The organism is Terrabacter lapilli (genome assembly GCF_039531305.1).
Lineage (GTDB): Bacteria > Actinomycetota > Actinomycetes > Actinomycetales > Dermatophilaceae > Terrabacter > Terrabacter lapilli.
In genome coordinates, this window is sequence record NZ_BAAAPU010000007.1 from 364,576 (window position 1) to 387,854 (window position 23,279).

General features: G+C 72.6%; 21 protein-coding genes. 12 read left to right on the forward strand and 9 right to left on the reverse strand.

Features of this window, described 5'->3' with window-relative positions:
• The first annotated feature begins 18 nt into the window (after positions 1-18).
• From yidC to ABD241_RS09645, 8 genes are all read left to right on the forward strand, one after another.
• Positions 19-996 carry a membrane protein insertase YidC gene (gene yidC, locus ABD241_RS09610; protein WP_344061172.1) on the forward strand — a complete coding sequence of 326 codons (978 nt, stop codon included), beginning with the start codon at positions 19-21 and terminating at the stop codon, positions 994-996.
• Positions 997-1,090: 94 nt separating this feature from the next.
• Positions 1,091-1,765, forward strand: coding sequence for a Jag family protein (locus ABD241_RS09615; protein ID WP_344061174.1), 675 nt, complete (start codon positions 1,091-1,093; stop codon positions 1,763-1,765).
• Between the two features lie 219 nt (positions 1,766-1,984).
• Positions 1,985-2,776 (forward strand): 16S rRNA (guanine(527)-N(7))-methyltransferase RsmG, encoded by a 792-nt coding sequence (rsmG, locus tag ABD241_RS09620; protein WP_344061177.1) that lies wholly within the window; start codon positions 1,985-1,987, stop codon positions 2,774-2,776.
• A 457-nt stretch (positions 2,777-3,233) separates the two neighbouring features.
• Positions 3,234-4,190: a ParA family protein gene (locus tag ABD241_RS09625; protein ID WP_425580732.1), complete on the forward strand. Its 957-nt coding sequence runs from the start codon at positions 3,234-3,236 to the stop codon at positions 4,188-4,190.
• A 298-nt stretch (positions 4,191-4,488) separates the two neighbouring features.
• Complete coding sequence (locus ABD241_RS09630; RefSeq protein WP_344061180.1) at positions 4,489-5,658, forward strand: ParB/RepB/Spo0J family partition protein; 1,170 nt, start codon at positions 4,489-4,491, stop codon at positions 5,656-5,658.
• A 125-nt stretch (positions 5,659-5,783) separates the two neighbouring features.
• A complete protein-coding gene (locus tag ABD241_RS09635; RefSeq protein ID WP_344061183.1) occupies positions 5,784-6,644 on the forward strand; it encodes an Fpg/Nei family DNA glycosylase in 861 nt (286 codons plus the stop codon).
• Positions 6,645-6,722: 78 nt separating this feature from the next.
• A complete protein-coding gene (locus ABD241_RS09640) occupies positions 6,723-7,616 on the forward strand; it encodes a metallophosphoesterase (protein WP_344061186.1) in 894 nt (297 codons plus the stop codon).
• Between the two features lie 124 nt (positions 7,617-7,740).
• Positions 7,741-8,577 carry an alpha/beta hydrolase gene (locus tag ABD241_RS09645; RefSeq protein ID WP_344061189.1) on the forward strand — a complete coding sequence of 279 codons (837 nt, stop codon included), beginning with the start codon at positions 7,741-7,743 and terminating at the stop codon, positions 8,575-8,577.
• A 63-nt stretch (positions 8,578-8,640) separates the two neighbouring features.
• On the opposite strand, the gene ABD241_RS09650 is transcribed toward ABD241_RS09645, so the two are convergent.
• Complete coding sequence (locus ABD241_RS09650) at positions 8,641-9,663, reverse strand: glutathione S-transferase family protein (protein WP_344061192.1); 1,023 nt, start codon at positions 9,661-9,663, stop codon at positions 8,641-8,643.
• A 131-nt stretch (positions 9,664-9,794) separates the two neighbouring features.
• Between ABD241_RS09650 and ABD241_RS09655 the strand changes: the two genes are divergently transcribed.
• Positions 9,795-10,466 (forward strand): N-acetyltransferase, encoded by a 672-nt coding sequence (locus ABD241_RS09655; RefSeq protein WP_344061195.1) that lies wholly within the window; start codon positions 9,795-9,797, stop codon positions 10,464-10,466.
• On the opposite strand, the gene ABD241_RS09660 is transcribed toward ABD241_RS09655, so the two are convergent.
• The 8 genes from ABD241_RS09660 to ABD241_RS09695 all read right to left on the reverse strand — a co-directional run bounded on the left by ABD241_RS09660 (position 10,456) and on the right by ABD241_RS09695 (position 20,155).
• Positions 10,456-11,688 (reverse strand): N-acetylmuramoyl-L-alanine amidase, encoded by a 1,233-nt coding sequence (locus ABD241_RS09660; RefSeq protein WP_344061199.1) that lies wholly within the window; start codon positions 11,686-11,688, stop codon positions 10,456-10,458. The two genes, ABD241_RS09655 and ABD241_RS09660, sit on opposite strands and share 11 nt — an antisense overlap.
• A 142-nt stretch (positions 11,689-11,830) precedes the next feature.
• Positions 11,831-12,154, reverse strand: coding sequence for a thioredoxin (gene trxA, locus ABD241_RS09665; protein ID WP_344061202.1), 324 nt, complete (start codon positions 12,152-12,154; stop codon positions 11,831-11,833).
• A gap of 83 nt (positions 12,155-12,237) precedes the next feature.
• On the reverse strand, positions 12,238-13,281 hold the full coding sequence (gene trxB / locus ABD241_RS09670) for a thioredoxin-disulfide reductase (protein ID WP_344061205.1): 1,044 nt from the start codon (positions 13,279-13,281) through the stop codon (positions 12,238-12,240).
• A 163-nt stretch (positions 13,282-13,444) separates the two neighbouring features.
• The gene (locus tag ABD241_RS09675; RefSeq protein ID WP_344061208.1) at positions 13,445-14,407 is read right to left on the reverse strand and encodes a hypothetical protein; all 963 of its coding nucleotides are present in this window, start codon (positions 14,405-14,407) and stop codon (positions 13,445-13,447) included.
• 178 nt (positions 14,408-14,585) lie between these two features.
• Positions 14,586-15,158, reverse strand: a complete 573-nt coding sequence (gene sigM / locus ABD241_RS09680; RefSeq protein ID WP_344061211.1) for an RNA polymerase sigma factor SigM — start codon at positions 15,156-15,158, stop codon at positions 14,586-14,588.
• Between the two features lie 2 nt (positions 15,159-15,160).
• Positions 15,161-17,161 (reverse strand): protein kinase family protein, encoded by a 2,001-nt coding sequence (locus tag ABD241_RS09685; protein WP_344061214.1) that lies wholly within the window; start codon positions 17,159-17,161, stop codon positions 15,161-15,163.
• A 64-nt stretch (positions 17,162-17,225) separates the two neighbouring features.
• Positions 17,226-19,628, reverse strand: coding sequence for a DUF6049 family protein (locus ABD241_RS09690; protein ID WP_344061216.1), 2,403 nt, complete (start codon positions 19,626-19,628; stop codon positions 17,226-17,228).
• Positions 19,629-19,669: 41 nt separating this feature from the next.
• The gene (locus ABD241_RS09695) at positions 19,670-20,155 is read right to left on the reverse strand and encodes an NUDIX domain-containing protein (RefSeq protein ID WP_142180550.1); all 486 of its coding nucleotides are present in this window, start codon (positions 20,153-20,155) and stop codon (positions 19,670-19,672) included.
• A 109-nt stretch (positions 20,156-20,264) separates the two neighbouring features.
• Here ABD241_RS09695 and ABD241_RS09700 point away from each other — a divergent pair, with 109 nt between their 5' ends.
• From ABD241_RS09700 to ABD241_RS09710, 3 genes are all read left to right on the forward strand, one after another.
• Positions 20,265-21,764, forward strand: a complete 1,500-nt coding sequence (locus ABD241_RS09700; RefSeq protein WP_344061224.1) for a CCA tRNA nucleotidyltransferase — start codon at positions 20,265-20,267, stop codon at positions 21,762-21,764.
• Between the two features lie 199 nt (positions 21,765-21,963).
• Positions 21,964-22,470 (forward strand): hypothetical protein, encoded by a 507-nt coding sequence (locus ABD241_RS09705; RefSeq protein WP_344061227.1) that lies wholly within the window; start codon positions 21,964-21,966, stop codon positions 22,468-22,470.
• Positions 22,467-23,279, forward strand: a complete 813-nt coding sequence (locus tag ABD241_RS09710) for a PP2C family protein-serine/threonine phosphatase (RefSeq protein ID WP_344061230.1) — start codon at positions 22,467-22,469, stop codon at positions 23,277-23,279. Before ABD241_RS09705 ends, ABD241_RS09710 begins: the two co-directional genes overlap by 4 nt.

Below are 23,279 nucleotides of genomic sequence, written 5' to 3' on the forward strand. Positions count from 1 at the left end.
GACAGAGGAAACACGTTCATGGACTTCTTGCAGACCCTGCTCTACCCGATCAAGTTCGGTGAAGCGTGGGTCATGTACGCCTGGCACGGGCTCTTCGACGCGATCGGGATGTCCACCGGCTGGGCCTGGGCGATGTCGATCGTCGGCCTCACCGTCATCGTGCGCGTGATGCTCATCCCGCTCTTCGTGCGCCAGATCCACTCCTCCCGCCGGATGCAGCTCATCCAGCCGGAGATGCAGAAGATCCAGAAGAAGTACAAGGGCAAGCGCGACCCGGAGTCCCAGAAGGCGCAGCAGGCCGAGATCATGGATCTCTACCGGCGGACCGGGACCAACCCGTTCAGCAGCTGCCTGCCGATCCTGATCCAGAGCCCGTTCTTCTTCGCGCTCTTCCAGCTGCTCAACAACCTCAAGGCGCAGGCCGAGGGCAAGGCACCGCCCATCGGTCCGATCACCCAGCAGGTCGCCGGCCAGATCGAGAGCTCGACGATCTTCGGGGCCAAGCTCTCCGACAGCTTCACGCACGCGAACGGCAACCTGAACGTCCAGATCCTCACGGCGGTGCTCATCGTCCTGATGTCGGCGACGACCTTCACGACGCAGTACCAGCTGATGCGCAAGAACATGCCGGCCTCGGCGCTGGACAACCCCTTCGCCAAGCAGCAGAAGGTGCTGCTCTACCTGATGCCGATCTTCTTCGCGATCTCCGGCATCAACTTCCCCATCGGTGTGCTGCTCTACTGGCTGACCACCAACCTCTGGACCATGGGCCAGCAGTTCTACGTCATCCGCAACATGCCGGCCCCGGGCTCCGAGGCCGAGCGTGCACGCCGTGAGCGGCTCAAGCGCAGGGGCAAGGACGTCGAGGACTTCTCCGTGCCGGGGCTCGACGCGGGAGACGACACGGTGCCGGACGACGCCCCTAAGTCCGGACAGCGCCAGCAGCCCAAGGGCAAGAAGCGCGCCAAGACCCAGCCGAGCAAGAACCGCCGCTGAGGTTCGTCCACATACTTGTCCACACGTCTTCGGGCCGCTGACCTGCGCGGATGCACGTTGTCCACAGTTCGGCCCGGTGAACCTAGGAGTATCCATGAGCGACACGCAGTCCCCTGACATCGACACGACCACCACCGGCGAGCCCGTGGTCGCCACCACGGAGGGCGCCCTCGTTCCCGAGGTCGCCGAGGCGGCCGACGAGGCGCGGGCCGAGGCGTCCGGCGCCGGCGAGGCCGGCGAGGCCGATGCGGACGGGGCGGCCACGCACGCCGATTCCGGGAAGGCCGACAAGGGCACGCGCCTGCGCCAGCTCGAGCGTGAGGGCGAGGTCGCCGCCGACTTCCTCGAGACCCTGCTCGACATCGCCGACCTCGACGGGGACATCGACGTGGACGTCGACGGGGACCGCGCGGCCATCGCCATCGTCGACTCCGACGAGGGCCGCGTCCCCCGTCGCCTGGTGGGGACCGACGGCAAGGTGCTCGAGGCCCTGCAGGAGCTGACCCGGCTCGCGGTCCAGGTCCAGACCGGGGAGCGCAGCCGCCTGATGCTCGACATCGCCGGGCACCGTGCGCAGCGCCGGTCAGCCCTGGTCGAGCTCGCCCACGCCGCCATCGCGGAGGTCAAGGAGTCGGGGGAGAAGCGCTCGCTCGAGCCGATGTCGGCCTTCGAGCGCAAGGTCGTGCACGATGAGGTGTCGGCCGCGGGGCTCGTCTCGGAGTCCGAGGGCGTCGAGCCCAACCGCCACATCGTCATCCTCCCTGCCTGAAACGGCTCCCTCCGTTTCACGTGAAACGGCGCCAGCGCTGGTCGGCACTCGGCTGAGTGCCGCCCACGGCGCCACCGCAGTGACACGGGTCGCCGGCACACGGACTGTCTTCCGAGCTGACCGGAGGACGAGTCGGACCGCGGGCCGGCCGGGGTCGCCGGAGGGGCGGCTGCACCTGATGACTGCCACATCCAGAACGAGACCGAGGAGTGAGAGCGCGTGCCCGACGATGCTCTCGAGCCGTCTGCAGTCCCTACCACTCCCGTTGCGGCACAGGCTGTCTTCGGTGACCGCCTTCCGCTCGCCGAGGAGTTCGTCGCGATCCTCGCCGACACGGGCATCAGTCACGGGCTGATCGGCCCGCGGGAGGCGCCGCGCCTGTGGGGCCGGCACGTGCTCAACTGCGCCGTCGTCCACGAGCTGATTCCAGAGGCCGGCGACGGCCAGCAGGTGGTCGATGTCGGTTCAGGCGCAGGCCTACCCGGTCTGGCCCTGGCGATCGCTCGGCCGGACCTGCACCTGCACCTCGTCGAGCCACTGGCCCGACGCACCGGCTGGCTGAGCGGCTCCGTTGCGCAGCTCGGTCTCACCAATGTGACCGTCCACACCGCCCGGGCCGAAGCGTTGTGGGACCGCCTGCACGCCCCATGGGTCACGGCTCGGGCAGTGTCGCGCATCGTCCAGCTCGCCGAGTGGACTCTGCCGCTCCTCGAGTCGGGCGGAAGCCTCCTCGCGCTCAAGGGCAGCAGCGCCCAGGAGGAGCTCGACGAGGCGCGGACGGCGCTGGCGCGACTCGGGGTGGTGGACGCCGCGGTCGAGCGGGTGGGCGGCCATGCCCTGCCGGAGCCGACCATCGTGCTGCGGGCGACGATCGGCGAAGAGGTGGACCGCCGCAGGTTCCGCAGCCGTCAGCCGTCGAGCGCCGGATCCGCGCGCCGCCGTGCCGATCGGCCCCGAGGATCCCGACGCACCGGCACCGGTACGGGCGACCGTGGGCGTCGTCAGCCATGATCGTGTCCAGACCATTTCGCAGGACGGTCCACGCAGTGTCTCTCGTGGAGCCAGCCGCAACCCCGGAGGTGCACTCCCCGTGACGATGTCGACGAACCTGGGCTGGCCCAGTGACCCGGAGCCCGCCGCGGAGCACCGTCGTCTGGGGTGGCTTGGTCGCGCGCTTGCCGCCGTTTCACGTGAAACACCGTCCTCCGAGGTCGTGCGTCCGAGGCCCAGCGCAACCACGGCAGTCCCGGAGGCTCCCGGGGCTCGCCCCGATCCGGTGGAGTCCGCGCACGACGCCTTCACCGGCCTGACTCCGAGCCCACCGCCGACGGTCGCAGCCGCCGTGGCACAGCCGATCGGCGCTCCGTCCGTCGCGACAGCCGCTCCTGTGGACAAGGGGGTGGACAACGACGTGGTCGAGAGCCCCTCCGAACGGGAAACCGAGGCTGTTCCTCTTGGGGACAACGCTGTGGACAACTGGCAGCACGAGTCGCTCGCGGGCGCGAACGACGCGGACCGGGAGGCGCTCGCTGCCGCCATTCCCACTGCCGGCGAGGACACGCCGCTCGCCATGGAGCTGGCCGAGAACGCCCGCCGGCGGATCCAGCTCACCGGACGGAACTTCCCCAAGCCGGCGACCCCTCGGGTGCTCACCGTCGCCAACCAGAAGGGCGGAGTCGGGAAGACCACCACGACGGTCAACATCGCGGCGGCCCTGGCCCAGTCGGGGCTGCAGGTTCTCGTCATCGACCTCGACCCGCAGGGCAACGCGAGCACGGCGCTGGGCATCGACCACCACGCCGAGGTGCCCTCCATCTATGACGTCCTCGTGGACGGGACGCCGCTGCTCGACGTGGTGCAGCCGTGCCCGACCGTCGCCGACCTGCACTGCGCGCCCGCGACCATCGACCTCGCAGGCGCCGAGATCGAGCTGGTGTCACTCGTCGCCCGCGAGTCCCGTCTGCAGAAGGCCATCACGGCGGCCATCACGACCGGTCACTCCTTCGACTACATCCTCATCGACTGCCCGCCGAGCCTCGGACTGCTCACCGTGAACGCCATGGTGGCGGCGAGCGAGGTCTTCATCCCGATTCAGTGCGAGTACTACGCGCTCGAGGGGCTCTCGCAGCTGCTGAAGAACATCGAGCTCATCAAGCACCACCTCAACCCGTCGCTGCACGTCTCGACGATCCTGCTCACGATGTACGACGGACGCACGCGGCTCTCAGCCCAGGTCGCGGAGGAGGTCCGCGAGCACTTCCCCCAAGAGGTCCTGCGCACTTCCGTGCCGCGCTCCGTTCGCGTGTCAGAGGCCCCGAGCTTCGGTGAGACCGTGATGACCTACGACCCCGCGAGCAGTGGTGCCCTCGCGTACCTGGCGGCGGCGGGCGAGATCGCCGATCGCGGAGCCGCGCCCGTCGGGTAGTCGGCAACCCCGTCACGACCCGGCCCGTCCGCGATGTTCACGCCCGCCTGGCTGTCCTCGCGCCTGCTGGCCCGCGTGTTTCACGTGAAACACCGAACGGCAATGGGGACAGGAACGGCCTGGAGTGCGTGCACTCACCGTTTCACGTGAAACGTCGTACGTCGTCGATCGCGTTTCACGTGAAACCTCCGCAGGAGGGCGGCCTGGCGACACGCTGGGCGGCTGTCGGGGGACGCCGGCGGACCACCTAGACTGAGCGCCGGCGCGATGGCCGCGTCGCTTGGGAAAGGTTTGATGAATGGCGGAGAAGCGTCGCGCACTGGGTCGAGGCCTCGGAGCGCTCATCCCGAGCGCACCCAGCGGAGGGGCCGGGCGCCCGGTGGATGTCTTCTTCGCCGAGCAGAAGCAGCCGGAAGCGCCCTCTGCGGACGAGAGGGCCGACTCGCAGGACGCAGCGGCCCTGGCCGGCTCCGGCGACACAGGGACCCTCGCTGCTCCGGCCGCAGCACCCGCTGCGCTGGATGCGCCCGAAGAGGGCTCGGAGACGGAAGACGGCGCGGGTCGGGCATCGACCTCACCCGGTGGCGCGGCTCCGGTCGATGACGGACCGGCTCAGGGCAGCCTGGCCGTGGTCCCCGGCGCGGAGTTCGCCGAGCTGGACATCGAGAGCATCCGTCCCAACCCCCGCCAGCCCCGCACGGTCTTCGACGAGGACCACATGGGCGAGCTCGTGCACTCGATCCGCGAGATCGGGGTGCTGCAGCCGGTGGTCGTGCGCCGCATCCCGGCAGACCAGCTGGCCGAAGCCGATGGCAAGCGGTTCGAGCTCATCATGGGCGAACGGCGCTGGCGCGCGTCACAGGCTGCCGGCCTCGACGTCGTGCCCGCCATCATCAAGGAGACCAGCGACGACGACCTCCTGCGTGATGCGCTGCTGGAGAACCTGCACCGGAGCCAGCTCAACCCGCTGGAGGAGGCCGCCGCCTACCAGCAGCTGCTCGACGACTTCGGCTGCTCGCACGAGGAGCTCGCTTCTCGCATCGGGCGTTCCCGCCCGCAGATCTCCAACACGCTCCGCCTGCTGAGGCTGCCGCCCGTCGTGCAGCGCCGGGTCGCTGCCGGGGTGCTGAGCGCCGGGCACGCACGCGCGCTCCTGGGTATGGCCGACGGCGCCGCCATGGAGCGGATGGCGCAGCGCATCGTCGCCGAGGGCCTGTCGGTGCGCAACGTCGAGGAGCTCGTCTCGCTCGGTGAGGGCAACGACGCGCCCAAGGCCCGGCGTCCGCGTGCTGGAGGTCGCCACCCGCAGCTCGACGACCTCACGACCGGGCTGTCGGACCACCTCGAGACGCGGGTGGCGATCGCGCTGGGCCAGCGGAAGGGCAAGATCACGGTCGAGTTCGCCTCCATGGAGGACCTCCGACGCATTCTCGACCTGATGGGCATGTCGGCCCCCGCCCGGGAGTGACCGGCCGGCCGATGAGCTGACCAGCGGACCGACAACAGCCGTCGCGCCAGGCCGACGCGCGGTCTCTGCGCCGGCGGCCGCTGCCGCCGGCGCAGGAGCCTCGAGAGGAAGCCGGAGAGGAAGCCATGCCGGAGGGGCACACCATCCACGCGCTCGCCGAGCGACTCGAGCGTGCCTTCCGGGGTCACGTCGTCGAGGCGACGAGTCCCCAGGGCCGCTTCGCGGCCGATGCGGAACTGCTGGACGGTGGCGTGCTGGAGCGCGCCCAGGCCTGGGGCAAGCACCTCTTCGTCGGCATCGAGGACCTCACGCTGCACGTGCACCTCGGACTCATCGGCGCGTTTCACGTGAAACCGTTCGCCGGGGAAGCGCCGCCGGCGCCGGTCGGCGCGGTCCGGCTGCGCCTCGTCGGCCCGAACCACTGGGCCGACCTGCGTGGACCGATGATCTGCACGCTCGTGGACCGCGCGAGGCAGCGCGAGGTGATCGCGACTCTCGGTCCGGACCCGCTGCGCCGGGCGCAGGACCCTCAACTCGGTTTCGAGAGGGTGCACCGCAGTCGTCGGAGCATCGCCGAGCTGTTGATGGAGCAGTCGGTCGTCGCCGGCGTCGGCAACGTCTACCGCTGCGAGGTGCTGCACCGTGTGGCGGTGGACCCACTGACGCGGGGCACGGACCTGTCGGCGGAGACGTGGCAGGCCATCTGGGACGACCTCGTGCTGCTCATGCCACTCGGACGGGTCTTCGGCCAGATCATCACCGTGCCCGATCAGGTCGAGCAGGCCGGACGCCTGCGGCGCTCACCCAAGGCGCGTGAGATCACCCGGTCGCTGACCGGTGAGCGGCTGGGGGACACCTTCGAGCGGCGCTTCCTCGTCTACAAGCGCACGGGAGAGGCGTGTCCCCGCTGCGGGGGGACGGTCCAACAGCGTGAGCTCGGCGGTCGCCGGCTCTACTGGTGCCCGGCGTGCCAGGTTCGACGCTGACCGCTTCGACGCTGACCGAGGCAGCTGCAGCCGCGCCGCAGCAGCCGGTGGCCCGGGCGTCGGCCTAGGCTGTCTGCCGTGCCGCTCACCGGAACCCGTCCCGCACCGACCCACGTGCTGGCCCACCTGTCCGATCCACACCTGGTCGCGGGCGACGGTCTCCTGGCCGGCCGCATCGACACCCAGGAGCAGCTGCGCAACGCCTTGGCCCGCGTCGTGGCGTCGGGAGAGCAGATCGACGCCCTCGTGGTGTCCGGTGACGTGACCGACCAGGGTGACCCCGAGGCGTACGCCCTCTTCCTTGAGCTGGTGGGCCCCGTCGTCGAACGGCTGGGCTGCGCCCTCGTGGTCACGGGCGGCAACCACGACGAGCGGCGGCCGCTTGCCCGGGTGCTGCACGGCGTCGACTCCGACGAGCCCCAGGACCGCGTCACCGACGTCCGCGGCCTGCGGGTCATCGCCATGGACTCGGCCGTGCCCGGCTACCACCACGGCGGCTTCTCGGACGACCAATACGCTTGGCTCACAAAGGAACTCGCCGTCGCGGCTGAGCACGGGACCATCCTCGTCATGCATCATGCCCCCATCGCCTACCGGTCCCCGATCATGCAGTTGCTGGACTTCGACGACGTGGAGCGCCTGCGTGGCGTGGTCGAGGGCAGCGACATCCGAGCTGTCCTCAGCGGCCACCTGCACGTGACGAGCTTCGGAACCCTGGGCCGTGTGCCCGTCATGGTCGCCGGTGGGGTGTCGTACGTCGACGATGTCGGCGCGCCCCGCGAGCTGCTCATGGGGGTCGACGGGCCGCAGTCGTGGAACCTCGTGGAGGTGCACCGCGACCAGGTGGTGAGCACCGTCGTGCCCGTCGAGCAGCACGAGACCTGGCCGGCCCTCTCCGAGCCGGTGCGGCACTTCATGGCGACGGTTCCGGAGGCCGACCGGCGCGAGGTCTTCTCCCGCAAGCCCACGTGAGCCCGCTACGGACGCCGCCCGCCGGTTGGTCGCAAGATTGCTGTCGGGGGCTGTCGAGATCCGGCGCCGTCGATCGACGCAGTGACGAGGGCCCGATCCGCGGGCCGGCACGAAGGAGCACACGATGAGCGCAACGCAGCACGTCAGGTCGGCCGACGGGTCGACCATCGCGTACGAGGCCTACGGATCGGGGCCGGCGGTCGTCATCGTCGGTGGGGCGTTCTGCGACCGCGGTTCCTTCCGGGACGTCGCACAGGCTCTCGGGGAGCTCGGTCTCACCGGCGTGACCTATGACCGGCGGGGACGTGGGGACAGCGGCGACGCGTTGGCAGAGACCGACTCGCCCGAGTCGGTGCGTGACGAGGCACTCGCCAGGGAGATCGAGGACGTCACGGCCGTCGTCGCAGCAGCGAGCGAGAACCACTCTGCCGCAGGCCTTTTCGGGGTCTCCTCTGGCGGTGCGCTCGTCCTGCAGGCCATCGCAGCCGGTGTTCCCGTCGCCCGGGGCGCCGCGCTGGAGGTGCCGTACCGCACCGACGCGTGGCCTCCGCTGCCGGAGCGCTACATCGGGACGCTGGAGGACCTCGAGGCCGCCGGCGACCGGGCGGGGATCCTGCGCTACTTCAACACCGAGGTCGTCGGGATGCCGGCCGAGATGGTGGACGGCATGCGGGGAACCCCGATGTGGGAGCCGCTCCTGGCCCTGACCAACACCGTCAAGTACGACGGCCTGTGCCTCGGCGGCGACGACCAGCGGCTCCCGGTCGAGGTGCTCCAGCGGGTCACCGTGCCGTTCCTGGCGTTGTGCAGCTCCGGCACGGCCATGCCGTGGCTGCACGACTCGGCGAAGGTCCTGGCCGACGCACTCCCCGACGGCCACGCGGCCGAGCTCGACGGCGAGTTCCACCACGTGCCTGCGCCCGTGCTCGCCCCCGCGCTCGCGGAGTTCTTCAGGCACTGAACCGGCCGCACCGCCGGGTTCCCTTGCAGCGCAAGGGGACCCGGCGGCATACGTCCTCTGGCGTCAGCGGGCGAGGAGGGCGAGCACTGGGTTGTGCTCCGGCGGCACGACCTCGCGCGGCGGTCCGGGCGGGGTGCCGTCGCCGAAGGGGGAGCCGCCCAGCTCCTCGCGCCCGTGCGGCGTCGCCCAGTTCTCGAGCGCGGGCCCGAGGGGCACGACGCCGGTGGGATTGATGTCGCTGTGCACGATGTAGTAGTGCTGCTTGATGTGGGTGAAGTCGATGGTGTCGCCGAACCCGGGGGTCTGGAACAGGTCGCGGGCGTAGCCCCACAGGGCCGGCATCTCGATGAGCTTGTTGCGGTTGCACTTGAAGTGGCCGTGGTAGACGGGGTCGAAGCGCGCGAGCGTCGTGAAGAGGCGCACGTCGGCCTCGGTGATGTGGTCGCCCACGAGGTAGCGGCGGGTCGAGAGCCGCTCCTCGAGCAGGTCGAGGTGCTCCCAGAGCCGGCGGTAGGCCTTGTCGTAGGCCTCCTGGGTGCCGGCGAACCCGCACCGGTAGACGCCGTTGTTGACGTGGCGGTAGATCGGCTCGCTGACCGACTCGATCTCGTCGGCGAGGGCGTCCGGGTAGAGGTCGGGAGCGCCCTCCCGGTGGAACTCGCGCCACTGCGTCTCGAGGTCGACGGTGATCTGCTTGAAGTCGTTGGTCACGACGGCGCCGGTCGGGATGTCGACGATGGCCGGCACCGTGATGCCGCGCGGGTACTCGGGGTCGCGCTTGAAGTAGGCGTCCTGGATGCGGGGGATCTGCAGCACCGGGTCGAGACCGCCGGGGTCGAGGTCGAAGGTCCAGCTGCGCTTGTCGTGGGTCGGCCCGCAGATGCCCATCGACAGGGCGTCCTCGAGCCCGAGGAGGCGTCGGACGATGATGGCGCGGTTGGCCCACGGGCACGCCCTGGCCACGACGAGGCGGTAGCGGCCGGCCTCGACCGGGAACCCGTCGCGCCCGTCGGCGGTGATGCGGGTCGTGATGTAGTTGGTGTCGCGCTTGAAGCTCTTCTCGACGTAGGTGCCCGGCTCGCTCATGTGGCCACCCTACGTTCCGTATGCCGGGTGCCGCCCTTCCGCCGAGCCGCCGCCACGCGGGGCACGGCTCCGGTGTGGCGGTTCGGCCCGGCAGGGGGAGAATGCAGGAATGAGGCTCTCCGGGAGGCGCGATGCGTGAGCTGCGTCCGCTGACGCCCGACCGCGTCGGTGACCTCGTCGGCACCTGCGCGCCGTGCACGTTCTGGCAGACCGTTCCGCACAACGGGCACTCCGGTCCCCGTGAGCCCCTCGAGCTGCTCGCGGAGTGGGTCGAGGCGGTCGGCTCCGACTGGGGGAGCCCAGGACGCGTCGCCTACGTCGACGGACGGCCGGTCGGCCACGTGCTGCTGGCGCCGGCCCGGCACGTCCGCCGCCTGGCCGCCTTCCCCACGTCACCGTCCGAGCCCTCCACGCTGATGCTGCTCACCGCCGTGGCGACACCGGAGCACGCCGGGCTGCGCAAGACCCTCGTGCAGGCCGCCGCCAAGGACGCCCTGTCGCACCGCGCCCGCTCCCTCGAGGCCGTCGGGGCGCGGCCGCTCGCCGTCTCCCGGCACGACTGCGTCCTCGACGTGGGCTTCCTCGAGAAGGTGGGCTTCCGCGTGGAACGCGACCACCCGGCATACCCGCGGCTGCGGATCGACCTGCGCACCGTGGTGACGGTGCGCGACGAGGTCGCCGCGGCGCTCTCGCGAGCCCTGGCCCGGGTGCCCGGGGTGCACCCGGCGCCCGCGCCGCACCCGAACGGGACGGGCCACGCGAGCGTCGCCGACGCACCCGCGGAGCGTCAGGTCAGCCGGTAGTGCGGTCGGCCCCGGCGCCCGATGCGTGCGCCTGCTGCGCGCGCATGCTCTCGAGGTGGCGGCGGAGGTCGTCGAGGCGGAGCACGCCGGTGCGCGCGGTGTCGGCCTCGCCGAGGTAGACGCGCTGCAGGGCCACCACGACGGCCTCGGCGACGTGGTCGAGCGTCTGGGCGTCGGCCAGCGCGTCGGCGTCGCCGGCGTGGTCGAGGTAGCCGAAGTCGAGGCGGACGGCCGGCATGCGGGTGCGGCGCAGCAGCGGCCAGGTGCGGGCGTGGCTGCGGCAGTCGGTGAGGCCGGTGCGGGCGACGACCTCGCGCAGGAGCAGGTCGGCGAAGCTCTCACCGATGACCGACCAGTCGCCGCGGCCGGATGCGTCGGGGTGGCCGTAGAAGTAGGTGGCAGCCCCGTGCGCAGCGCCGGTGGCCGAGTGGTCGGTGTGCAGGGAGAGCACGAGGTCGGCGTCGCAGGAGTTGGCGAAGGCGGCGCGCTCCTCGTCACTGCCACCGTCGGTCGACTCGGTGCGCGTGAAGACGACGTTGACACCGTGGGCCGACAGGCGCCCCTCGATGCGGCGCGCGACGTCGAGGGCGAGCCGGGCCTCCACCAGGCCGCGGCCGCCACGGGCGCCGTCGTCGCCGCCGCCGTGGCCGGGGTCGAGCACGATGGTGCGGCCGCCGAGGCTGAACCCGCTGCGGCGGATCTGCTCGCGCTCGCGCAGGGCGTTCGCGGAGCCGCCGCTCACCGAGCGGCGCAGTCCTTGGAAGGCGCGCATCGTCTCGGGGCCGACGGTGCCGTCGGGCACGAGCCCCACAGCGGCCTGGAAGGCCTGCACGGCCGCATCAGTGGTCGGACCGTGCATGCCGTCGACCTTGCCCGGCCGGAAGCCCAGCTCGACGAGCCGCGCCTGGAGGGCGGCGACGTCGTCGCCCTCGAGGAAGTGCTCGGGCAGGTAGCGCAGCACCCGGTCGCCGAGCCCCCAGCGCGCGCCGTCGAGGACGGCATACGTGGTGCGGCCGACGATGCCGTCGACGATGAGGCCGCGGCGCTGCTGGAAGGACTTGACCGCCTGCTCCACGCGCTCGTCGAAGACCGCCTCCACGGCGGCGTCGGTGACGGACGGGTCCGTCGGGAGGTCCCCGGTGAGGACCAGGCGCTCGCAGACGGCGGCGACGGCCGGGCCGAAGTCGCCGCGCCGGAGCAGGACGGGCTGCGCTGGGGTCATCTCGGCTCCTTTCCTGGCACGACTCCGGAGGGGTGCGCGGTCTGTTGTGCGTCGGCTCGGGAGCGGTCGGGCGCCCCGAGCAGAGTAGTACGCGTAAGGGGTGGCACCGTTGACGACGGGGCCACCCCTTCCAGGTGCGAGGTCAGGCGATGAACTCCTCGAGCTCACGCAGCAGCTTGGGCTTCGGGTGCGCGCCCACGATGCTCTTGACGACCTCGCCCTTGACGTAGACGTTCAGCGTCGGGATGGAGACGACGCCGTAGCGGGCCGCCGTGTCGACGTTGGCGTCGGTGTCGAGCTTGACGATCTCGATCTTGTCGCCGTACTGCTCGTTGATCTCCTCGAGGATCGGCGCGACCTTGCGGCACGGGCCGCACCACGTCGCCCAGAAGTCGACGAGCACGGGCTTGTCGCTCATGAGGACGTCGTCGGCGAAGGTGGCGTCGGTCGTGTTCTTCAGTGCCATGGGGGCTCCTTCTCGGGTGTGCGGCGAGGTGCGGCGGTGTGTTGCGGGGTGGGACGGAGGTGGGGGTTCGGGTTGGCTGGAGGCTACGCGTCGGCGCCGACGCCAGCCCGCACGTCGGGGATCTCCCCGGCGTCGGTCTCGTCGATGACGGCGGCCTCGGCGGCGGCCTCGCTCGGTGTGGCGGTGTCCTCGAGGGCGGCGAGGTAGTGCTCGGCGTCGAGGGCGGCGGCGCAGCCGGAGCCAGCGGCGGTGATGGCCTGCCGGTAGGTGTGGTCGACGAGGTCACCGGAGGCGAAGACGCCGGGGACGTTGGTGCGCGTGGAGCGCCCGTCGACGAGGACGTAGCCGGCCTCGTCGGTGTCGACGACACCCGTGACGAGCTCGTTGCGCGGGTCGTGGCCGATGGCGACGAACAGGCCCGTGACGTCCAGGCGGCTGGTGTCACCGGTGATCGTGTCGCGCAGGGTGACGCCGGTGAGCTTGCCCTCCCCGTGGATCTCGGCGACCTCGGAGTTCCAGGCGAAGCGGATCTTGTCGTTGGAGTGCGCGCGCTCGGCCATGATCTTGCTCGCGCGCAGCGTGTCGCGGCGGTGGACGATCGTGACGGTGCGGGCGAACTTCGTCAGGAAGGTCGCCTCCTCGATCGCGGAGTCGCCGCCGCCGACCACGGCGATGTCCTGGTCGCGGAAGAAGAAGCCGTCACAGGTGGCGCACCAGGAGACGCCGTGGCCGGAGAGCTCCTTCTCGCGCGGCAGGCCGAGCTCGCGGTAGGCCGAGCCCATCGCGAGGATGACCGAGCGGGCGCGGTGCACGGTGCCGGCGCCGTCGGTGACGGTCTTGACCTCGCCCGTCAGGTCGACGGCCGTGACGTCGTCGGTGACGAGCTCGGCGCCGAAGCGCTCGGCCTGGGCACGCATGCCGTCCATGAGGTCGGGGCCCATGATCCCGTCCTTGAAGCCGGGGAAGTTCTCGACCTCGGTCGTGTTCATCAGCGCGCCGCCGGCGGTGACGGCGCCCTCGAACACCAGGGGTGCGAGGTTGGCGCGAGCCGCGTAGACCGCGGCGGTGTAGCCGGCCGGGCCGGAGCCGATGATGATGACGTTGCGGACGGTGTCCGTAGTGGACATGGTGGCGTGCTCCTCGTGGCGCTCTCGGGTCGTGCTCCGGCCGTCGATCCGCCCGGCGTCTTCACCGGCGAGGTGCCGGTGTGACCGCTGGGCTGGCCGTGTGGGCTACAACCGATCCTAGGTGGTGCTTGTTCCCGCGCACGGGGGCTCGCGGGCCGGGCCGTCAGGGGACCGGCGTGGCGCCCTTCAGCACTCCCGGGGAGCCCGTGGTGCAGCTGCGCGCGACCGCCCAGGCGGTGCTGGCACCTGCCCGGGTCACCACCAGGACCGCGGCTGGCTTGCCGTCGTACGTCGCGAGGTCGACGGAGACGGCGTCGAGTGTCGGGTGGGTTGCGTCGAGGGCACCGAGCGCCTCGAGGCAGGACTCGAGCCCGATCGGGGTCGCGATGGGTCCGATGGCCGGCGACTCGGCCGCGAGGTCGCGGACGGACGGCCCGGGGTGGTCGAGGAGGGCGCGGGCCTGTGCGGCGAGCGTGCCGGCGCCGTATGCCGTCCGGCTCAGCTGGACGTGCAGACCGTCCGACGTCGGGGGCTGGGTCGAGGGCGTCAAGGCGGTCGGGGTCGCCGGGGTCGCCGGGGTCGCCGGAGTCGTCGCAGGAGTCCGAGAGCTGTAGGCGTCGCCGATCGCTGCAGCCCCGTTGGGACGCTTGGTGACGTGCAGCGCCGAGGCGCCGCCAGCGACGACCAGCGCGGCGGCCGCCACGGCCGCCACGAGGTAGGCGGGCTTGGGACGGTTGGGCCGGTCCAAGCGCGACGGGAGGGGGAGCAGGGCACCGCCTGCGGTGAGGTGCGCAGCGGGGGTATCGGTCGCGGCGTCGGTGCGGCTGAGCGGTCCGGGGTCGACCCGCAGGCGGGCGGCCTCGAGCAGGGCTGCGGAGATGCGGTCGGAGACCTCGGCAGGCATCGGCCCGGGCTCCGGCTGGGCGGCGAGCAGGGCGCGTACGTGGCGGTCGGTCTCGGAGTCCGGCCCACCGTCGAGCGCACCGTCGAGCTCCTCATCCAGCTCCCCATCCAGCTCGCCATCGAACGAGGAGGTGACGTCCGGGAGTGCCGGGTCGCCGGGGCCGGACCCGGTCGGGGGGTCGGGGCGAGAGGGGTGCTCAGGGGTGTGCGCGGGCTCGTCCACGGATGTGGTCCTTCGGGCAGGGCGTGCGGTGGTCGTCAGGCAGGCAGGGGTGTGCCGGTCGCCGGGGTTTCGACGGGCTCCCGGGTCCCCGGGTTCCGCCGGATTCAACCATCCTCGGCTGAAGGCGCGACCGGGCTCGAAGGGCGCCGGCCACGGGCGCAGCAGCTGCCGGGAGGGCTCAGTGCGCCTCGACCGGCCGGGCACCCGGGGTCAGGCCCAGGTGCTGGGCCAGGGCCGCCCGGCCGCGCGCGCACCGGGACTTGATCGTCCCCTCGGCCACGCCGAGGATGAGCGCCGCCTCGGCGACGGGAACCGCGTGCATGTCGACGAGCACCAGCGCGGCGCGCTGGCCCTCCGGCAGCGCAGCGAGCGCCTCCTGGATGTCGAGGCGCACCTCGGTGGAGGCGTGGTGGTCGTGCCGGTCGGCGAGCTCGTACTCGGGCAGCTCCGCGGTGGGACGGCGACGCCGCAGCCGGTCGAGGCAGGCGTTGACGACGATCCGGTGCAGCCAGGTCGTGACGGCCGCGTCGCCACGGAAGGAGTCGGCCCGGCGGAACGCGGCGATGAAGCCGTCCTGGACGCAGTCGGCGGCGAGCTCCGGGTCGCGAACGGTGCGCAGCGCCACGGCCCACATCCGGTCCTTGTGGCGCCGGAACAGCTCGGCGAAGGCCTGGTCGTCGCCGGCGACGTGCAGTGCCAACAGGTCCCGGTCGCTCAGGTCGGCGACCGGTCCAGCTCCCCCTGAGCCCACCGTCAGCGCACCGTGACTTCGCTGACCTGTGCGCGGTAGCGGTTGCCCGACTCGGCGGGTGCGGCCTTGGTGACGAAGACGATGATCTTGCTCGCGGGCCGGAGCGGGCCGCTCGGCTTGATGGAGACGGTGCCGCTCGCGTCGGTGGCGGAGCCGACCATCTGGGCACCGTCCAGCGAGCTGGTCGAGCCGGAGTCCGTGGCGTAGACGGTGACGTCCTGGGCCTTGGGCAGCTCGAGGACGACCTCCTTGACCGACGTCGGTGCGTTGAGGTCGAGCAGGACGCCGACGCCGGGCTTGTTGCCGTTGAAGTTGGGGGTGCCGTACCAGCGTGACTGCCAGCCGCTCCCCGGGTTGCCGTCGAACACCTTCGCGACGTTCTGGTCGGACTCGGTCCCGTCCTGCGGGTCGAAGCCGGTGCCGCCCGTGATCGAGACCGGTGCAGCAGGCGGCGGCTGCGTCGTGGTGGGGGCCGGCGGTTGGGTGGTGCTCGGAGCCTGGGTCGCGCTCGGCGCCCGGGTCTTGGTGACCGTGACGGCGGTGGCCGGCCCGTCGTGCTGGCCGATCTTGGCGACGTTCTGGATGCCGATGACGAGGGCCACGACCACGAGCAGGCCGACGATGGCCAGCGCGATGCGGGCCTGCGCCCCGCTGGGGGCCTCGGGCGACTCGCCGTGCATGACCGGCAGGGGCGGCTCGAGCCGGGTCGTCGGCGCCTCGTCGAGGGCGTCGTCGAGCCCGATCTCCTCGCCGTCGAAGTCGTCGTGCGCGGCGCGTCGCTCGGCAGCACGGGCCGCCGCCTTGTCGGCCGCCGCGCGCGCGAAGGACCCGACGCGGTCGCCGATGGCGCCCGCGACCCCTCCTGCCGCGGCAGCGGCCGCGACCACACCGTCCGAGAGGCGCTTGGCGTGGTCGCCCGCGCCCTCGGTCACCTCCGTGCCCGCACCGGTCCCGGGAGCACCGACCCCCGTGCCGGCCTGCGTGCCGGTGGCCGCGCTGCCGCCGGCACGGCCGGCGGACACCCGGTCGAAGGCAACCGTGCTCGCCTGGCTGCCCGACGGCTCGCGGCCTCTCGAGGCCGAGCCCGCAGCGGCGCCGACGACCGCGGCGGAGCCCGAACCGGCCGCGACCGCAGGCATGACCCGCGTCGCTCCGGACGAGCCGCGCCCGCTCTGGCCGTGCAGGCCGATACCGGTGGCACCGTCGGAGGTCGCCTGGTGCGCCGGCCAGGGCGCGATCTGGAGCGCCAGGTCGCCGGGCGACACGGGGCCGCGGCCACCCTCGCCGAGGGTCATGCGGCAGATGAGGTCGAGATCGTTGGGCACCCCGACGGCGATCTCGGAGGGCGCGGCGACGCCGCCGACGATCGTCGGGGCCGGCTCGAGACCGACGGGCCGCCCTGCGGGGATCAGCCCGTCGTCGACGGCCACCATGGGCCAGCGGCCGGTGAGGCCGGCATACGCGAGCTTGACGAGGCCCACCGCGTCGGCCCGGGAGGCCCGCTCGTCGGAGAGCCCGTCGGTGTCGGTCAGCGCCGCCTCGGTGGCGAGCCCCCTGACCTTGACGGCGCCGTCGGGCATGCGCAGCAGCGAGCTGGGCGTGAGGGCGAGGTGGTGCAGGCCGCGGTGGGAAGCCTTGTCGAGCGCGGTGGCGGCCTCGCCGGTCAGGCGACGCACCTCGTCGGGGGCCAGGCCGCCGTTCTGCAGCAGGTGCGACAGCGGCACCGCCCCGGTGAGGGGCTCCTCGACGACGAACCCGACCGCCTGGTCGGTGCCGACGTCGAGGACGCGCACGAGGCGAGGGTCCTCGATGCCGGCTGCGCGACGTGCGGCGTCGAGGGCGGCCGCCGCGACGGATGACCGGGCGGCGAAGCACACCAGCACGACGTCGCGCTCGAGGGTGTGGTCGGTGGCGCGCCAGCGCTCGTGGTGGGTGCCCTCGGAGGTGCGCAGCGTGACCGCGTAGCGCCCGCCCAGGACCGTTCCGGGTCCGACTCCCTGCACGTGCGTCACCCTCCCCTCGTCCAGTGGTGCGTGGATGCGTGGCTGCGCCCCATCCTAGGCCGACTCACCTGTCATCCCCGTGGTTCGCATCGCCGAGCGACTGGTGCGCCGCGGTGATCGCCTCGATGTCGGCGATCTCGTCGACGCGCGAGGTGCCCTTGCGAACGGCCCGGATGACACCCGCGACGACGACGAGGCCGACGAGGACCCCGCCGACCCAGTAGATGGTGGCGTCGAGCGGGTTGGCGGCGACCGGGATCATGGCGGGGGAGCCGATGACCGTGCCGTCGACCGTCGTGAGGAACGCCCGGATCTGGGCCCGGCCGGCGGCGACGGCCGCCACCTCCACCGGCACGTTGGTGCGGGAGGAGGGCCCGATCGTGACGGGAGCGGGCTGCTCGACGACGCGGATCCGGGGGTTGTCGGGCACGAGCCGCAGGCGGATGTTCTCGACGGTGTAGTCGAGGCCGTTCTCCACCGTGATGCGCAGGGTGCCGTTCTCGGCGAGCAGGTTGATGGTGCTCGTGCGCGGCACGACGCGGATGGCGCTCGTGGCCGCGCGGACGTCGGCGGCGACGGAGGTGGCCAGCACCGGCCACGCGCGGGGCTCGTAGCGCCACCGCGCGCTCGTGAGGTGGTCGAGCACCTCGCGGTAGGTGCGCTCGAACTCCTCGCCGTCGCGCAGCACCGAGGAGACGCTGAGCAGGGTCTCGCGCTGCTCGGCGAGCTCGGACAGCCGTCGCGCGGTCAGGACCGGTGCGGGAGCGGTGCCCGGGGCCGTCGTCGACGCCGCGGTCTGCGGCTGTGCCTTGTCGCCGCCGCCGTCGGCGAGCAGCGAGGCGGCAGGGACGGTGTGCAGCCACGGGGCGCTCGAGGTCGCGGTGAGGAAGGAGGAGAGGGCCGCGGCGTCGGGGTCGTAGGTGCGCGGGGCGACCACGAGGACCGAACGCGGCGTGCCGGCGCGTTCGCCGAGCAGCACCAGCGTCTCGGCGAGGTAGCGCTGGGTGGAGAGGACCGGGCTGGGGTCTGTGCGCCGGGGCAGCAGCGCCGAGAGGCGGGTGTCGTACGCGAGCAGGCGGGTTCCCGAGCCCGTGACCCGCCGGGCGGTCGGGGTGTAGGCCGTCGTCTTCGTCACGGCGGCGGCGTCGACCACGATGCCGGCGGGCTTCTTCACCGAGGTGCCCGAGAGCAGCGTCCGGATGCCCGACTCGCGGCCCGGTGGCAGCAGCCCGTCCACCGGCCACACGACGTCGTCACGCGCCGGCTGCCCGAGGCGCGCGGTGAGTGTGCCGGCGCGGCTCACGAGGTCGCGCACGATGGTGCTGGCGGGATCGACGTCGGCGGTGGCCGCCACGTCGGCGTCGGCATACGGCAGGGCCCAGACGCTCCGGCCGTGCAGCCTCTCGGCGAGGGCGTCGCCCAGCGCCGCGATGGCCTGAGAGGTGGACGGCGCGCCGCTCGACGGGGCGCCCGGCGTGGACGACGACGGGGTCGGCGTGGGGGCCGGGGCCGAGGTGGGGGGCGTCGGGGTGGCGGGGGCAGTGCCGGCCGGGGTCGACGGGGCCGCTGGGGTGGGTGCCTTCGTGCCGGACGTCTGGGGCGTCGGGGTGGGCGACGAGGGGGAGCCGGCATCGCCCGGGGCCACCGGCGTCGGCCCCAGGACCGACGGGTCCACGGCGAGGTCGACCTGCGAGCCCTGCGTGCCCTCGACGATGCGCGACACCCGTGACGTGGGTCCGATGGCGGCCTGCCAGGCCTTGAGCCGGGTGTCGTCCTTGCGCGAGAAGAGGGACACGCCGGGGTCGAGGGTGACGGGCAGGACCGTCGCCACGTCGAGGGGGACGTACTCCTTGCGACTGTTCCAGGCCACGAAGGTGCGGGTCGAGCCGGTCGGCTCGGATGCGCCCTGCTGCATGACGTCGACGGCGATGGGAACCGCGGCGAAGGCCTCGGGGGATCGCAGCCGCTGCCAGGGCACGGTGGTCGTGAACGCCTGGGTGCGTCCGGCGGCCACCGTGGGCAGGCGGGTCGTCGAGACGGTGCGGCCCTGGGCCGTGGTGCGACCCGAGGCCCAGTCGTCGAGCGCGGAGCTCTGTCGGATGGGCGTGTCGCCACGGATCACCCGCAGCTCCGGCGCCGAGAGGGGACCGTCGCTGGGGGCGGTGACCGTGCCGGTGATCCGCACGTCGGTCCCCGGCTTCACCACGGCCGGCGTCAGTGTCTGCAGCACGATGACGGCGGTGTTCTTCGCGGGTACCACGGCCGGCACCACCGCCGGCACCACCGTCGGGCGGGCCCCGGAGGGCTCGGCGACGGGGAGGGACCCCGCGGCATACGTCCTCGCCGAGGCGGCGCCGTCGGCACCCGCGGCGAAGGTCGTGGCGCTGCCGGCCCCTGCGGCGACCGTGGCCCCCAGGGCGGCGAGGGTCGTCGCCGCGGCGGCCAGGCAGCGCACGAGGCGGGCCACGCGACGCCCGCTCGACCCCGGACGCCGCGACCCCGTGCGGGTCACGCCGTCCCCGCCAGCCGGTTCCACGCCGCCTGCGCGATGCGGCGCTCGTTGGGGAAGGTCAGCCGGCGGTGGACCTCGTCGAGCCGGATCCAGGCCACGTCGATGGCCTCGTGGTCGGGGTCGTTCTCGATGGAGAGCTCGCCGCCCGTGGCCTCGAGGAGGTAGTGGTGGACGAACTTGTGGACCCGCTTGTCGGAGGTGGCGAACCAGTAGTCGATGGTGCCGAGCTCGACGAGCACCCGACCGACGATGCCGGTCTCCTCGGCGACCTCGCGCGCCGCCGTCTCGACGAGCGTCTCGCCCGGCTCGACGTGACCCTTGGGCAGGCACCACTCGATGCGCCCGGCCCGGTTGCGGCGCGCGATGACGGCGATGAGCGCCAGACCCTCGCGCACGTCGACCACGATGCCGCCGGCGGAGCGCTCCTCGACCGCGGGCAGGCGCCTCCCCGGCACGGGGCTGGGGACGGGCTGGGCGCTCACATCGCCACCATAACGGGCCCGACAATGAGTGCCGCGGTCCTTCAGGCGGCGCCGCGGGGCCGTATGCGTGGGGTCGGGACGGCCTCGAGGGCTCACTAGGCTGGGGCGCGTGCCAGACCGACCCGACACGCCCGCACCCGACGGCAACCGGACCGCCGACGCGGGGCTGCCGCTGCTGCGCGCAGCCGTCGCCCGGCTCGCGCCCGTGCTGCCGATGCTCACCGAGCTGGGGGAGCGGTTCGAGGCGTCGGGGCACGAGCTGGCCCTGGTCGGCGGCCCGGTGCGCGACGCGTTCCTCGGTCGGGTCTCTCCCGACCTCGACCTGACGACCGACGCGCTGCCCGAGGAGATCCTCCGCGTCGTGACAGGGTGGGCCGACGCGCACTGGGACATCGGGCGTGACTTCGGGACCATCGGCCTGCGCAAGGGCTCGTTCGTCATCGAGATCACGACCTACCGTGCCGACACCTACGACCGGACCTCCCGCAAGCCCGAGGTGATGTTCGGCGACAGCCTCGAGGGCGACCTCGTGCGCCGGGACTTCACCGTCAACGCGATGGCCGTCCGGTTGCCGAGCCTCGAGTTCGTCGACATCCACGGCGGCCTGCCGGACCTCGTGCAGCAGCGCCTCATGACGCCGTCGGCGCCCGAGGAGTCCTTCGCCGACGACCCGCTGCGGATGATGCGCGCGGCGCGCTTCGCCTCCCAGCTCGGCTTCGAGGTGGCCCCGGAGGTGCGGGCGGCGATGACCGAGCGCGCCGGGACGCTGTCGATCATCTCGGCCGAGCGCATCCGCGACGAGTTCACCAAGCTGCTCCTCTCACCCGATCCGCGGCGCGGGCTGGCGCTGCTCGTCGACACCGGCCTGGCCGACGTCTTCCTGCCGGAGCTGCCGGCGCTGCGGCTCGAGCTCGACGAGCACCACCGGCACAAGGACGTCTACCACCACTCGCTCATCGTGCTGGAGCAGGCGATCGCCCTCGAGGGGCCGGCCGACGGACCGCCCGAGTCGGTTCCCGGGCCCGACCTCGTGCTGCGCCTCGCGGCCCTGCTCCACGACATCGGCAAGCCCGCGACCCGACGGTTCGAGGACGGCGGCGGCGTCTCGTTCCACCACCACGAGCTCGTCGGCGCCAAGCTGGCGAGCAAGCGCCTCAAGGCCATGCGCTTCGACAAGGAGACGACGAAGCAGGTAGCGCGGCTGGTCGAGCTGCACCTGCGCTTCCACGGCTACGGAGACGGGCAGTGGACCGACTCGGCCGTGCGCCGCTACGTCACCGACGCCGGCCCCCTGCTCTCCCGGCTGCACCGGCTGACGCGCTCGGACTGCACGACCCGCAACGCCCGCAAGGCCCAGCGGCTCTCCCGCGCCTACGACGACCTCGAGCAGCGGATCGAGCGGCTGGCCGCCGAGGAGGAGCTCGCGAGCGTGCGGCCCGAGCTCAACGGCAACGAGATCGCCGAGACGCTGGGCATCCGGCCCGGGCCGGTGCTGGGCGAGGCCTACGACTACCTCCTGTCGGTGCGGCTCGACGACGGGCCGATCGGCAAGGACGCCGCCCGCGAGAAGCTCCTCGCCTGGTGGACGAAGCGCGAGACCCCCGCCTGACGCATACGGCGATCCGGGTAGGCACCCCGTGGGCAGTCCTCCCCATCGCGCGGCCGGCGGGGCGGACGTACGCTCTGGCGCACGTCGTCCGGCCGCGCCATCCCGGACGTCGCGTCGCAGATCTGACACGGCCTGCCGTGAATGATTGACTGACCGCGCCGTCCCCTGAGCGTGCGGGAACGACCGAAAGGAACGAGCCATGACCACCCTCGCCTACCCGAGCGCGGACTTCCCGGGCCAGCCGGCGGTGACCCTCGACGTCCCGCAGGGGTGGGAGCCGGCGCACGCGCCCGGCACGACCATGGCGGCACGGCTGCCGCGCGAGGGGGCGTTCGCGCCCAACGTGGTCGTCGACATCGAGCAGTGCGGGCCGTCCTACCGCGTCGAGGAGGCCCTCGAGCAGGTCGCGGTCCTCGCCGCCTCGCGTGGCGGGTCCGTGTCCGAGCCGTATGCCGCCGACCTCGCGGGCGCCCACTTCGTCGGCTGCGACGCGACGTGGCCCGACGCCGACGTCGAGGTGGTGCTGCAGGCCAACCTCTTCCACCACGTCCCCTCGGGCGCGACCGGCGGCCACGTCGTCCAGCTGACCGGTGCCGTGGGCGGCCCCGACGCCGAGAGGGACTACGAGCTGGTCCGGCAGGTCCTGACCACGGCGCGGGTCGTCCCCTGGGGCGCCGGCGAGCGCACCGACGGCGCTGGGTCATGAGCGCGACGATGCCCGCCATCGCCGCCGGCGTGGCCACCGACGTCGGCCGGGTGCGCAAGCACAACGAGGACTCCGTACGCGTGCGGGGAACCGTGTTCGTCGTGGCCGACGGCATGGGTGGTCACGCGGCCGGCGAGGTGGCGAGCCGCATCGCGGCCGAGACCGTGGTCGAGCTCGCCGACCGCACCGTCCTGCAGGTGGGCGACATCGTCGAGCAGGTCGGCGAGGCGAACCGGCGCATCCTGGCCTCGGCCGCCCGCCACCCCGAGCAGACCGGCATGGGCACGACCGTCGCCGGGCTGGCCCTCGTCTCGGTCGGCGGCTCCAGGCACTGGGCCGTCTTCAACATCGGCGACTCGCGCGTCTACCGGCTCCTCGACGGGCAGCTGTCGCAGGTGACCGTCGACCACTCGGAGGTGTGGGAGCTCGTCGAGCGCGGGCTGATCACCCCCGAGCAGGCGCACCGCCACCCCGGCCGCAACATCGTCACGCGCTCGCTGGGCCGTGACCCCATGGGTGCCGTCGACACCTGGGTCTTCCCGCCCTACCCCGGCGAGGTCTTCGTCATCTGCTCCGACGGCCTGTCCAACGAGCTGAGCCTCGAGGAGATCCAGGCCGTCCTCCTCGAGCACCCCGACGCCGACGAGGCCGCCACCGCCCTGGTGCGCGCGGCCGTCGAGGCCGGTGGCCGCGACAACGTCACTGCTATCGTCGTCGCCGTGCAGGGGCACGGTGCCGAGTCCGACGTGGACGAGGACACCACCCCTCGCGAGACCGTGAACGGCTCATCAGGGGAGAGCAGGTCGTAG

What these genes read in the sequence shown, in the direction of transcription:
- yidC (WP_344061172.1), top strand. Translation starts at nt 19, where the DNA reads ATGGACTTCTTGCAGACCCTGCTCTACCCGATCAAGTTCGGTGAAGCG.
- ABD241_RS09615 (WP_344061174.1), top strand. Translation starts at nt 1,091, where the DNA reads ATGAGCGACACGCAGTCCCCTGACATCGACACGACCACCACCGGCGAG.
- ABD241_RS09630 (WP_344061180.1), top strand. Translation starts at nt 4,489, where the DNA reads ATGGCGGAGAAGCGTCGCGCACTGGGTCGAGGCCTCGGAGCGCTCATC.
- ABD241_RS09635 (WP_344061183.1), top strand. Translation starts at nt 5,784, where the DNA reads ATGCCGGAGGGGCACACCATCCACGCGCTCGCCGAGCGACTCGAGCGT.
- ABD241_RS09645 (WP_344061189.1), top strand. Translation starts at nt 7,741, where the DNA reads ATGAGCGCAACGCAGCACGTCAGGTCGGCCGACGGGTCGACCATCGCG.
- ABD241_RS09650 (WP_344061192.1), bottom strand. Translation starts at nt 9,663, where the DNA reads ATGAGCGAGCCGGGCACCTACGTCGAGAAGAGCTTCAAGCGCGACACC.
- ABD241_RS09655 (WP_344061195.1), top strand. Translation starts at nt 9,795, where the DNA reads ATGCGTGAGCTGCGTCCGCTGACGCCCGACCGCGTCGGTGACCTCGTC.
- ABD241_RS09660 (WP_344061199.1), bottom strand. Translation starts at nt 11,688, where the DNA reads ATGACCCCAGCGCAGCCCGTCCTGCTCCGGCGCGGCGACTTCGGCCCG.
- trxA (WP_344061202.1), bottom strand. Translation starts at nt 12,154, where the DNA reads ATGGCACTGAAGAACACGACCGACGCCACCTTCGCCGACGACGTCCTC.
- trxB (WP_344061205.1), bottom strand. Translation starts at nt 13,281, where the DNA reads ATGTCCACTACGGACACCGTCCGCAACGTCATCATCATCGGCTCCGGC.
- ABD241_RS09705 (WP_344061227.1), top strand. Translation starts at nt 21,964, where the DNA reads ATGACCACCCTCGCCTACCCGAGCGCGGACTTCCCGGGCCAGCCGGCG.
- ABD241_RS09710 (WP_344061230.1), top strand. Translation starts at nt 22,467, where the DNA reads ATGAGCGCGACGATGCCCGCCATCGCCGCCGGCGTGGCCACCGACGTC.